Annotated in this window: 12 protein-coding genes; 10 read left to right on the top strand and 2 right to left on the bottom strand. The window is 71.0% G+C overall.

Annotation, left to right across the window (positions count from 1 at the left end; translation table 11 throughout):
• From DW296_RS01875 to argH, 6 genes are all read left to right on the top strand, one after another.
• Positions 1-388, top strand: a 388-nt coding sequence (locus DW296_RS01875) for an Asd/ArgC dimerization domain-containing protein (RefSeq protein ID WP_275091679.1), incomplete at its 5' end; no start/stop codon positions are given.
• A complete protein-coding gene (gene argJ / locus DW296_RS01870; protein ID WP_136050850.1) occupies positions 385-1542 on the top strand; it encodes a bifunctional glutamate N-acetyltransferase/amino-acid acetyltransferase ArgJ in 1158 nt (385 codons plus the stop codon). The genes DW296_RS01875 and argJ, both read left to right, overlap by 4 nt.
• Positions 1539-2456 (top strand): acetylglutamate kinase, encoded by a 918-nt coding sequence (gene argB / locus DW296_RS01865; RefSeq protein ID WP_025105262.1) that lies wholly within the window; start codon positions 1539-1541, stop codon positions 2454-2456. Before argJ ends, argB begins: the two co-directional genes overlap by 4 nt.
• Positions 2453-3658 carry an acetylornithine transaminase gene (locus DW296_RS01860; protein ID WP_136050849.1) on the top strand — a complete coding sequence of 402 codons (1206 nt, stop codon included), beginning with the start codon at positions 2453-2455 and terminating at the stop codon, positions 3656-3658. The genes argB and DW296_RS01860 overlap by 4 nt, the downstream gene beginning before the upstream one ends.
• Entirely contained in the window at positions 3655-4584 is a 930-nt protein-coding gene (argF, locus tag DW296_RS01855; RefSeq protein ID WP_025105260.1) for an ornithine carbamoyltransferase, read from the top strand. The genes DW296_RS01860 and argF overlap by 4 nt, the downstream gene beginning before the upstream one ends.
• Entirely contained in the window at positions 4584-6011 is a 1428-nt protein-coding gene (gene argH / locus DW296_RS01850; protein WP_136050848.1) for an argininosuccinate lyase, read from the top strand. Before argF ends, argH begins: the two co-directional genes overlap by 1 nt.
• Positions 6012-6033: 22 nt before the next feature.
• Here argH and DW296_RS01845 read toward each other — a convergent pair whose 3' ends face one another.
• Positions 6034-6618: a DUF1349 domain-containing protein gene (locus tag DW296_RS01845; RefSeq protein WP_136050847.1), complete on the bottom strand. Its 585-nt coding sequence runs from the start codon at positions 6616-6618 to the stop codon at positions 6034-6036.
• Between the two features lie 59 nt (positions 6619-6677).
• Between DW296_RS01845 and DW296_RS01840 the strand changes: the two genes are divergently transcribed.
• Genes DW296_RS01840 through DW296_RS01825 form a run of 4 tightly spaced genes read left to right on the top strand, consistent with a single transcriptional unit; the run spans position 6678 to position 10295 of the window.
• Complete coding sequence (locus DW296_RS01840; protein ID WP_136050846.1) at positions 6678-7322, top strand: SatD family protein; 645 nt, start codon at positions 6678-6680, stop codon at positions 7320-7322.
• A complete protein-coding gene (locus DW296_RS01835) occupies positions 7319-8116 on the top strand; it encodes a hypothetical protein (RefSeq protein WP_136050845.1) in 798 nt (265 codons plus the stop codon). Before DW296_RS01840 ends, DW296_RS01835 begins: the two co-directional genes overlap by 4 nt.
• Before the next feature lie 52 nt (positions 8117-8168).
• Entirely contained in the window at positions 8169-9470 is a 1302-nt protein-coding gene (tyrS, locus tag DW296_RS01830; protein ID WP_136050844.1) for a tyrosine--tRNA ligase, read from the top strand.
• 12 nt (positions 9471-9482) lie between these two features.
• Positions 9483-10295, top strand: a complete 813-nt coding sequence (locus DW296_RS01825; RefSeq protein WP_136050843.1) for a DUF4184 family protein — start codon at positions 9483-9485, stop codon at positions 10293-10295.
• 39 nt (positions 10296-10334) lie between these two features.
• On the opposite strand, the gene DW296_RS01820 is transcribed toward DW296_RS01825, so the two are convergent.
• On the bottom strand, positions 10335-11669 hold the full coding sequence (locus DW296_RS01820; RefSeq protein WP_240742953.1) for a CoA transferase: 1335 nt from the start codon (positions 11667-11669) through the stop codon (positions 10335-10337).
• Positions 11670-12065: the final 396 nt, after the last annotated feature.

Raw genomic sequence — 12065 nt, 5'->3', positions numbered from 1 at the left:
TTCGACAGGCTCAGGGACCCAGGACATCCGGATCTCGTTCACTCCGGTCCTCGTGCCGATGTCGCGCGGTATCCTCGCCACGTCCACGGCGCCGATCGTCGAGGGTGTGAGCGACGCCGAGATCCGTCAGGCGTGGGAGAGCGCGTACGGCGCCGAGACCTTCGTCCAGCTGCTGCCGGAGGGGAGCTTCCCCCGCACCGCCGACGTGCTCGGAGCGAACACGGCCCTCATCGGCCTCGCGATCGACCGCGCAGCGAACCGCGTGACGGTGGTCACCGCCGTCGACAACCTCGTCAAGGGCACCGCCGGAGCTGCCGTCCAGTCCATGAACATCGCGCTGGGGCTTCCCGAGACCCGCGCCCTCTCAGTGAACGGAGTCGCCCCGTGAGCGTCACCGCCCCCGCAGGATTCGAGGCGGCCGGGGTCGCCGCCGGACTCAAATCGACCGGCAAGCCCGATGTCGCCGTCGTGGTCAACCGTGGCCCCCGCAAGGTCGGCGCCGCCGTCTTCACGAGCAACCGCGCCAAGGCCAACCCCATCATCTGGTCGCAGCAGGCCGTCGCGGACCGCGTGGTCGAGGCCGTCGTCCTCAACTCCGGCGGTGCGAACTGCTTCACCGGCAGCTTCGGGTTCCAGACCACCCACCAGACCGCGGAGAAGGCGGCCGAGCTGCTCGGCATCAGCGCGGGCGACGTGCTCGTCTGCTCCACGGGGCTCATCGGGACGGGCGACGAGGTCTTCCGCGAGAAGGTCCTCGCGGGCACCGCGCAGGCGATCACCGAACTGAGCTCCGACGGCGGGGAGAGCGCCGCGCACGCCATCATGACCACGGACACGGTCGCGAAGACCGCTGTGGTGACCCGCGACGGCTGGACGATCGGCGGCATGGCGAAGGGCGCGGGCATGCTCGCCCCTGGTCTGGCGACGATGCTCGTGGTGCTCACCACCGACGCCGTGCTCGAGCCGCTTCAGGCCGATGAGGCCCTTCGCCGGGCGACGGGACGCACGTTCGACCGCCTCGACTCCGACGGCTGCATGTCGACCAACGACCAGGTGACACTGCTCGCCAACGGCGCTTCCGAGGTCGTCCCCGATCTCGACGACTTCGCGGAGGCGCTCACCGCGCTCTGCCAGGAGCTCGCGGTCAAGCTGCAGGGCGACGCGGAGGGGGCGAGCCACGACATCACGATCGAGGTGCAGCACGCCGTCTCCGAACAGGACGCCGTCGAGGTCGGCCGCTCGGTCGCCCGCAACAACCTGTTCAAGGCCGCCATCTTCGGCAACGACCCGAACTGGGGACGCGTCCTCGCGGCGATCGGCACGACGGCCGCGCAGTTCGACCCCTACGACGTCGACGTGTGGATGAACGGCGTGCGCGTCTGCACCGCCGGCGGGCCAGACCGCCCGCGCGAGGAGGTCGATCTGACGCCCCGGGCGACGCACCTGGTGATCGACCTCAATGTCGGAGAGGCCACCGCCACGGTGCTGACGAACGACCTCACCCACGACTACGTGCACGAGAACAGCGCCTACGCCTCATGACCGACATCCAGGACACCACGCCGGACATCGCGGCGCAGAAGGCCACCACCCTCATCGAGTCGCTGCCGTGGCTGAAGAAGTTCCGCGACCAGATCGTCGTCGTCAAGTACGGCGGGAACGCCATGGTCTCGGACGAGCTGCAGGAGGCCTTCGCCCAGGACATCGCGTACCTCCGCTATGTCGGCGTGCAGCCGGTCGTCGTGCACGGCGGCGGGCCGCAGATCTCCGACATGCTGCAGCGGCTGGAGATCCCCAGCGAGTTCAAGGGCGGGTACCGCGTCACCAACACCGAGGCCATCGGCGTCGTGCGGATGGTGCTCACCGGCCAGGTCAACCCGCAGCTCGTGTCGAAGATCAACTCGCACGGCCCCATCGCCACCGGGCTCAGCGGCGAGGACGCCGGACTCTTCGGCGGCCGCCGCCGCGGTGTGATGATCGACGGGGAGGAGGTGGACCTCGGCCGCGTGGGCGACGTGGTCCAGGTCGATCCGACGCCCGTGCTCGACCATCTCGCCGCGGGGCGGATCCCGGTCGTGTCGAGCATCGCGCCCGACCTCGACCATCCGGGGCAGTCCCTCAACGTCAACGCGGATGCCGCTGCTGCCGCCCTGGCCGTGGCCCTCGGGGCCCGCAAGCTCGTCATCCTCACCGATGTGCCGGGGCTGTACGCCGATTGGCCTAACCGCGACTCGCTCGTGTCGCACCTCACGTCGGATGCGCTCGTCGAGATGCTGCCGCGGCTGGAGTCGGGGATGATCCCGAAGATGCGCGCGTGCCTCGATGCGGTCGAGGGCGGCGTCGACGCGGCGGCGATCATCGACGGACGGGTGCCGCACTCGGTGCTCGTCGAACTGTTCACCAGCAAGGGAATCGGGACCGAAGTGGTCCTGGGAGAGAAAGGGGCGACGGCATGACCGTCTGGCAGGACGACGCGGCACGTGATCTCGTGCTCAACGCGGGGGAGCGCCTCGCGCTGCTGACCCGCGGTGAGGGCTCGTACCTGTGGGACGCCGAAGACCGACGCTACCTCGACTTCCTCGCCGGTATCGCGGTGACCTCCCTCGGGCACGCGCACCCGGTGTTCGTCGACGCGGTGTCGCGGCAGGCCGCCACCCTCGCGCACGTCTCCAACTACTTCGCGACCCCGCCGCAGCTCGCGCTCGCCGCCCGGCTCAAGCGCCTCGCCGGCGCGGGGATCGATGGTCGCGTGTTCTTCTCGAACTCCGGTGCCGAGGCCAACGAGGCCGCGTTCAAGCTCGCCCGGCTGCACGGCGGGGCGGAGCGTCCGCGCATCCTCGCGCTGGAGAACGGCTTCCACGGGCGGACGATGGGCTCGCTCGCGCTCACGGCCAAGGAGTCGATGCGCGCGCCGTTCGCGCCGATGCCCGGAGGCGTGGAGCACATCCCGGCCACGATCGAAGCGCTGGAGGCCGCGATGGACGACCGTGTCGCCGCCGTCATCGTGGAGCCGATCCAGGGCGAGGCCGGCGTCGTCGAGCTCCCCGAGGGCTACCTCGCCGCGGCCCGCTCGCTGACCCTCGCGCACGGGGCGCTGCTCATCGTCGACGAGATCCAGACGGGCGCGGGCCGGACCGGCGCGTGGTTCGGGTTCAGCCACGAGGGCATCACGCCCGACGCCATCACACTCGCGAAGGGCATCGGCGGCGGATTCCCGATCGGCGCCCTCGTCACCTACGGTGCCGCGAGCGCTCTGTTCACACCCGGCTCGCACGGCTCCACGTTCGGCGGCAACCCGCTCGCGACGGCCGTGGCGGACGCCGTGCTGGCCGAGATCGAACGTGCCGACCTCGTCGACAATGCCGCGCGCCGTGGCGCTGAGCTGCGGGACATCATCCTCGGCATCGACTCCCCGCTGATCGCCGGGGTCCGCGGCCGCGGACTCCTCGTCGGTGTCGCGCTCACGGAGCCCGTGGCGGGTGCGGTCGTCGCCGCCGCCCAGGACCGCGGTCTCATCGTCAACGCCGCCAACCCCGAGACCGTGCGCGTCGCGCCGGCTCTGACGATCGGCGACGCAGAGCTGGCGGAGTTCCGCGAGCTGTTCGCCGCCGCTCTCTCCGACGTCCACACCTCCGCCACCGGAAAGGTCCCCGCATGACCCGCCACCTGCTGCGCGACGACGATCTGACGCCCGCCGAGCAGGCGGAGATCCTCGATCTCGCGCTCGAGCTCAAGAAGGATCGCTGGGCTGACAAGAGCCTCGCCGGTCCGCAGACCGTCGCCGTGATCTTCGACAAGTCGTCCACCCGGACGCGCGTCTCGTTCGCGGTCGGTATTGCCGACCTCGGCGGCACGCCGCTCATCATCTCCACGGCGAGCAGCCAGCTCGGCGGGAAGGAGACGCCCTCCGACACGGCCCGCGTTCTCGAGCGCCAGGTCGCGGCGATCGTCTGGCGCACGTACGCGCAGTCGGGCCTGGAGGAGATGGCCGCCGGCACGCGGGTCCCCGTGATCAACGCGCTGTCCGACGACTTCCACCCCTGCCAGCTCCTCGCCGATCTGCTGACGATCCGCGAGCACAAGGGCGACCTCAAGGGCCTCACGCTGACGTTCTTCGGCGACGGTCAGAGCAACATGGCGCACTCCTACGCGCTCGCGGGCGTCACGGCGGGCATGCACGTGCGCATCGCCTCGCCGGAGGATTACGCGCCGCGCGCCGACGTGATCGAGGCGGCCGACCGCCGCGCCGGGGAGACCGGGGGATCGATCACGCTCTTCACCGACCCGGTCGAGGCGGCCGCCGGTGCCGACGTCGTCGTCACCGACACCTGGGTGTCGATGGGCAAGGAGGAGGAGAAGCTCGCGCGGATCCGCGACCTCGGCGGCTACAAGGTCACACCGGAGACGATGGAACTCGCGCACGACGACGCGATCTTCATCCACTGCCTCCCCGCCGACCGCGGCTACGAGGTCGACTCCGCGGTCATCGACGGCCCGCAGAGCGTGGTCTGGGACGAGGCGGAGAACCGCCTGCACGCCCAGAAGGCCCTGCTGGTGTGGCTCCTCGGGAAGAAGGACGCGTGATGGCCGGTTCGCACGAAGGCACCAACGAGGGCGCGCTCTGGGGCGCGCGCTTCGCCACCGGTCCGTCGCCGGAGCTCGTCGAGCTGAGCCGGTCGACGCACTTCGACTGGATCCTCGCGCCGTACGACATCGCCGGTTCGCACGCGCATGCCACGGCGCTGGCCGCCGCGGGTTACCTGGAGCCGGATGAGGCCGCCCGGATGCACGAGGGCCTCGACGCCGTGGCGCGCAAGGTCGCCGACGGCACCCTGCAGCCGCTGCCCACCGACGAGGACGTGCACGGCGCGCTCGAGCAGGCGCTGATCGCCGAGCTGGGTCCGGAGCTGGGCGGACGTCTCCGCGCCGGCCGCAGCCGGAACGACCAGATCGCCACGCTCGTGCGGATGTACCTGATCGACCACGCCCGGGTGATCGCCCGCGACCTGCTGCGCGTGATCGATGCCCTCGTGGCGCAGGCGGAGGCGCATCCCGACGCGATCCTGCCCGGTCGCACCCACCTCCAGCACGCGCAGCCGGTGCTGCTCGCCCATCACCTCCAGGCCCACGCCTGGCCGCTGGTGCGCGAGCTCGAGCGCCTCGTCGACTGGCGCCGTCGCGCCGGTGTCTCGCCGTACGGCGGGGGAGCGCTCGCGGGTTCGACGCTGGGCCTGGATCCCGCGCTCGTCGCGACGGAGCTCGGCCTCGACCGTCCCGCCGAGAACTCCCTCGACGGCACCGCCGCGCGGGACGTCGTGGCGGAGTTCGCGTTCATCGCGGCGATGACGGGGGTCGACCTCTCCCGCCTGTCCGAGGAGATCATCCTCTGGAACACGCGGGAGTTCGGCTTCGTCACCCTCGACGACGGCTACTCCACGGGGTCCAGCATCATGCCGCAGAAGAAGAACCCGGACATCGCCGAGCTGGCGCGCGGCAAGTCGGGGCGTCTCATCGGCAATCTGTCCGGCCTGCTGGCGACCCTCAAGGGCCTGCCCCTCGCGTACAACCGCGATCTGCAGGAGGACAAGGAGCCGGTCTTCGACTCGGTGCAGACGCTCGAGGTCGTGCTGCCGGCGTTCGCCGGGATGATCGCGACGCTGCGTTTCCACACGGAGCGGATGGCCGAGCTCGCCCCCCAGGGGTTCTCCCTGGCCACCGATGTCGCCGAGTGGTTGGTGAAGCGGCGCGTGCCGTTCCGCGACGCCCACGAGATCTCCGGCGCGCTCGTGCGTGCCTGCGAGGAGCAGGGGATCGGGCTGGAGGACGCCTCCGACGAGCTGCTGCTGTCGGTGTCGCCGCACCTCGTCCCCGAGGTCCGCGAGGTGCTCACGATCGAGGGCTCCGTCGCATCCCGCACGGGCGTCGGCGGCACCGCTCCGGAGCGGGTGGCCGAGCAGCGCGCGGAGCTCGTCGCCCGCGCGCAGGCCGCCGCGCACGCGCTCGGTCTGTAGTCGCTCCGGCGGCGGCCTCGCCTCAGTGCAGGTCGCCGTCGGCGGCCGAGCGCTCCCACCGGGTGAACCGGACGGTCAGGCCCGCTCGGGTGGGCGCTGCCAGGAACGGTCCCGCCGAGACGGTCGCGTCGCCGGCGAAGGGGGCCACCCTCACCAATCGCCACGGTCCGTCGTCCGCGCGGGCGCGTACGATCATCGCGTCCTCCCAGCGACTGACCCGGACCGTGATCTCGCTCTCGCGCCAGTCGTCGACGTAGCCGACCGACCAGTCGGATCGGCCGGCGGTCACGACGGCGCCCAGACCTAGGTGGCCGTCCGCGAACTCGACTCCCGCTTTGATCCAGTGCTCGTCGTCAGCACGCACGAAGAGCCCCGCCTGATCGAACTGGCCCTCCCAGGGGGCTCTGAAGGCGACCTCGATGGCCTCCCCGACGGCGAGCGGGGCGAGCAGCGCGTGTTCCGAGTCATGCACGAATCCGTAGGCGGTGTGGCGCCACGCGTCGCTGCCCTCGATCGCGGTGGCGTCGAGATGTCCGTCGATGCGGGTCAGGGCGGGGGTGTGGGTCCAGGTGCCATCACCCCAGTCGATGATGCGTGAATCAGGCATATTTCCTATCTATAGCCATATAAGGCATAAACTCTGAATATTCGTGTTAGGGTTATGTCATGGTCATCGCCGTGATCGCCGACATCGTGGGTTCCCGAGAGCTCGGAGACCGGAGCGCCGCACAGCGTGCGCTGGACGAGACCATCGCTCAGGTCGAACGGGACCGCCCGCTGGCGGTCCAGCCGCTCACGCCCACGGTAGGGGACGAGCAGCAGGGCGTCTACCGCGAGCTGCCCGACGCCCTCCTGTCCCTTCTCATGGTCCAGCTCCGGCTTCCGGAGGGGCTCGCCTTCCGCTTCGGGATCGGCATCGGCGAGGTCCGATCCGTCGCCTCGGTGCATCGCGATCTGGCCGACGGTCCCGGCTGGTACGCCGCGCGCGCCGCGATCGAGACCGTGCATGCCCGCGAGCAGCGCGCCGTGCCGAGGACGCGCACCTGGATTGTCGGCGCCCCGGGTCAGGATGAGGTCATGGAGACCGTGATCGCCGCGTCCAACGCCTACGTCCTCGCGCGCGACGAGCTCGTGGGGGCGATGAGCGAGCGCGAGCGTCACCTCACGTACGGGCGGCTGATCGGCCGCTCCCAGCAGGAGCTTGCGGCGCAGGAGGGCATCTCGCAGCCCAGCGTGTCCAAGTCGCTGCGGAGCGCGGGAGCCGCCGCGCTCATCGAAGGCGTGGCCGCGCTCCGGGGGGAGTCCGCATGATCCTCGCGGGCTTCGTCCTCCTCGCCGTGGGCGCGACCGACCTCGTCCGGCAGTTCGTGCCGCGACGGTGGGTCGGGTACGTCGTCGCCGCGGCCGTGATCCTCCTCCTCGGCATCGGCGGAGACGCGCTGCTGCCCGCGCTCCTGGGGCTCGGCGTCGGAGCACTGTGGGCTTGGAGCATGCCGGAGGCGGGGCCGTCCAGGGCCGGATTCTGGCCCGCGGTCGCGCTGGCCGCGCTCAGCATCGGCGCCGTGGTCTGGGGCGGAGCCCGGGACACCGCCGGCCTCATCGGCGAGATGTGGACTCTCCGCTCGCCCTTCGGGGAGGTCCCGTTCGACCTCGTCGTGCTCGCGCTCGGGGCCGGCGTCTTCCTGCTCGAATCCGCCAACCTCGTCGTCCGGGCTGCTCTCGACGGCGAGCACACCTGGCGCCCGACTGAGGTCTCGACTCCGGTGCCTCCGTCCGACGCGTCGTCGGACCGCGTCTCCGCCGCAGCGCCCGCCGGCGAGACCGCCACGGTGTCCGCGGTCATCCCGGCCGATCCGCGCCACGGTTTCAAGGGCGGACGGCTCATCGGCCCGCTGGAACGCGTCCTCGTGATGATCCTCACGCTGGCCGCGGCGTACCCCGTGCTCGCAGCCATGCTCGCCGCCAAGGGCATCGTCCGGTTCCCGGAGATCTCGCGCGACGGGGAGACCGGCGCCCGTGCCGAGTACTTCCTCGTCGGCAGTCTCGTGAGCTGGGTCATCGGGCTCGGCGCGGCCTTCCTCGTGTGGTGGGCGGCACACAGCTGACACCCCCGCGCACGACGCAGCGGGAGGGTCGTGCGCTGCTAGCCTGGAGCGCGTGTCAACTCCCGCTCTGACGACCGCGCCGCAGGCGATCGACCCCACGTTCGAGAACGTGTGGGACGAGATCGTGTGGCGTGGCCTCGTCCACGTGTCCACCGACCAGGAGGCGCTGCGCGCCCTGCTCGCGGGAGCCCCCGTCACGTATTACTGCGGCTTCGACCCGACGGCGCCCAGCCTGCACCTCGGGCACCTCGTCCAGCTGCTCCTGCTTCGCCGTCTTCAGCTCGCGGGGCACAAGCCGCTCGGCCTCGTCGGCGGCTCCACCGGCTTGATCGGCGACCCGCGGCCCACCGCCGAGCGCACGCTCAACACCCGCGAGACGGTGGCGGAATGGGTCGACCGTCTGCGCGGACAGGTCGAGCGATACCTCAGCTTCGAGGGCGAGAACGCCGCCCGAATGGTGAACAACCTCGACTGGACCGCACCGCTCTCCGCGATCGACTTCCTCCGCGAGATCGGCAAGCACTACCGCGTCGGCACGATGTTGAAGAAGGACGCGGTGGCCGCGCGCCTCAACTCCGACGCCGGCATCAGCTACACCGAGTTCAGCTACCAGATCCTGCAGGGGCTCGACTTCCTCGAGCTCTACCGCCAGTACGACTGCGTGCTGCAGACGGGTGGCTCCGACCAGTGGGGCAACCTCACCAGCGGCACCGACCTCATCCACCGGGTCGAAGGGGTATCGGTCCACGCGATCGGCACGCCGCTGATCACCAACAGCGACGGGACCAAGTTCGGCAAGAGTGAGGGCAACGCGATCTGGATCGACGCGGAGCTCACGAGCCCGTACGCGTTCTACCAGTTCTGGCTCAGCACGGCCGATGCCGACGTGATCGAACGCCTCAAGGTCTTCACGTTCCTGACCAGGGCCGAGATCGAGGAGTACGCCGAGCTCGTCGCGACGGAGCCGTTCCGCCGCGCCGCCCAGAAGCGCCTCGCGCTTGAGGTCGTCGCGACGGTGCACGGCGTGGAGGCGACGGCTGCGGTGATCGCGGCGTCCGAGGCTCTCTTCGGTCAGGGCGACCTCACCGCTCTCGACGCGGCGACCCTGCGCACGGCCCTGGATGAGCTTCCCCACGCGACCGTCGCCGCCGGTACTCCGGTCGTCGACGCCCTCGTCGCGACCGGGCTGGTGTCGAGTCTGTCCGAGGCGCGTCGCGCCATCGCGCAGGGTGGCGTCTCCCTCGACGGCGAGCGGGTGGAGGACGACACCGCGATCGTGCAGGGCACGCTTCCCGGCGGCGTCTCGGTGCTCCGTCGCGGGAAGAAGACGCTCGCCGGCGTCTTCCTCGGCTGACCCCGGCCGCGTATGCCGTTCACTCCGAGTCACGCGATCGTCGCGCTGCCGTTCGTGCGCACGCCGCTCGTCCCCGCGGCGATCGCGATCGGAGCGATGACACCGGACATCTCGCTGTTCCTGCGCAACGTCGGTCTCAACTACGGGTTCCTGCACGATCCCGTCAACCTCGTGTGGACGTCGTTGCTCGCGCTGGTGCTGTTCCTGCTGTGGCGCGTCCTGCTGCGCCCGGCGACCCTCGAACTGCTGCCGGGATGGGTGACCGCGCGGTTGCCCGCCGGGTGGGAGGCGAGCGGACTCCGGGCGGCGGTCGACGCCCTGAGCCGTGACGACCGCTCGCGGTACCGTGCCGCGCGACCGCTGTATCCGTTCCTCCTCGTGGTCTCCGCGATGCTGGGGGTGCTCTCGCACATCCTCTGGGATGCGTTCACGCACGAGTCGCGGTGGGGCGTCGATCTGGTGCCCGCGCTCGCGAACTCCTGGGGCCCGTTCGACGGGTACAAGTGGCTGCAGTATGCCTCCAGCGCCCTCGGTTTGCTGGGTCTGGCGATCTGGGCGGCGCTGTGGCTGCGGCGTGCGACACCGCGAGCGGGTGCGCCGCGGATCCTTCCGACGTTCGTGCGGGTCGCGTGGTGGCTCTCGCTGCCGGTGATCCTCGTGGTCGCGTGGGTCGGTGGACTGCTGGCGTTCGGTCCGCTCTCCGCCGACTTCACGGTGCAGCATCTCGCGTATCGGGTGCTGCCGCCCGCCTGTGCGGTGTGGGGCCTGCTCACCCTGGTCCTCTGCGTGGTCCTCGCCGTGCGACGGCCGCGCCTCGCCGTCTGATCCCGCGTCCCGAAGGCCTCCCGTACGGGGGAGACCCGCTTACCAGCGTGGTGCGTCGGAACCCCAGGTGTGCGGGGCGTCGAAGGTCAGCCCGGGGAGCGCCGGTGCCGCCGTCACGACCGGGACCCCGTCCACGTCGAATCGCGCGAGATGCGCCGACGCGTCGACCTCCGGGGTGCGCACGACATCGGTCGTGCGCGGCAGCGCGAGCAGCTCGGCGGCGACGCGGCGCAGCGAGGTGCGCACGATGCGCGAGTGCCCGTCACGCGAACGGAGCAGCCGGGTGAGTGCGGCGGCGAGAAGATAGCCGCTGCTGTGATCCAGCGCCTGGGCGGGGAGGGCGCCCGGCCGTCCGTCGTCGCCCTCGATCATCGCGATGCCGCTCTCCGCCTGCACGAGGCTGTCGAAGCCGGCGCGGTCGGGGTGGTCGGTGCCCCACGCGCTGAGCTGCGCGACGACGAGACCCGGGTGCTGCTCGACGAGAGCGTCGGGGGAGAGGCCCAGCCGATCCAGCGCAGCGGGACGATATCCCAGCACGATCGCATCCGCCGACTCCAGGAGGGCGTGCAGTTCGGGGGACCGGGCGTCGAGACGTGCGGTGCGCTTGCCATGACCTGTGTCGAGGTGCTGCGACGGGAGCTCGGGGAGCTGCGGAGGATCGAGACGCAGCACGTCGGCACCGAGGAGAGCGAGAGTCCGTGTGCACACCGGTCCCGCGATCACTCGCGTGAGGTCCAGGACACGGAGGCCGGCGAGGGGCAGGCGCGCCGAGGCGCCGGGGGACGGGCTCCGTCGCTCCCGCCGCCGTGCGTCCGCCGCCTCGATGGTCGCGACGTCGAGGAGGGGAGTGCTCCGCAGGGCCTGATCGACGTCCGGGTCCTCGCGGCGCACGGCGACGGCGAGACCACCGGCTTCGGAGATCCGGCCGACGGCCGCGTCGCTCGACAGGGCCGCCACCCTGCGGGCGACCGCCTCCGGACCCGCCGCGTCGGTCAGGCCGAGCGCGCGACGAAGCGCCCGAGCATGGTGCGGGTAGTTGCCGTGGGTCCGGATCCAGCCGTCTGCGCTCTCCCAGAATCCGGAGAGGGGCGCCCACACCGGCGGGGGAGCGCCGTCGACCCGCAGGTACCGGTCGCTCCGATAGGCGACGGCGACTCGACGGGGATCGATGGATGCCGGGTCGAGTCCGGCGGCGAGGACGACCGAGGCCACGCTGGCGAGAGCGAACTCCGCGGTCGCGGTGCGGGACGGGAGCGGCACGGCATCCAGAGTCTGAAGGGCGGCGAGGGCAGGGGCGGATAAGGACTCCTCGCCCATCTCCCGCCGGACGCGGGCGAGCAGATCGGCAGCGGCGGCGGACGGGTGCGGGGTCATGGGCGCGATGCTACTCCCGGCACCGATCCGGGCGGAAACGACGGCTGGCCCGGGAGAATCCCCTCGAGCAGCACACGCGACACGCCCGGGCTGGTGCGCCCGATTTGCCAGACCCCCGGAATCCACGTAACTTATTACTTGTTCGCCCCACAGGGAAGCGGAGAAGCCCCGAGCTTCACCCCCCTCAAGCGGAGAACCACTCCCGATCCACTCTCACTTGAGAGATCCGGGGCTTGCGCCTAGGATGGGAGATCCACCCCTTCCGCGGCTGTCACCGGCTGCGCAGCGGATCCAAGATCCGCACGGCGCGCCGATTTGACAAGCGGCTCGGGATGGCTAAGATAGAGAAGTTGCCCTGCGGGCCTGGTCGTGATGGCTGGGTCGTGGGAGCATCCG

Source organism: Microbacterium sp. K36 (genome assembly GCF_004794355.1).
GTDB lineage: Bacteria > Actinomycetota > Actinomycetes > Actinomycetales > Microbacteriaceae > Microbacterium > Microbacterium paraoxydans_D.
The sequence above is the reverse complement of the archived record's forward strand: the minus strand, read 5'-3'. Positions and strand labels throughout refer to the sequence as shown.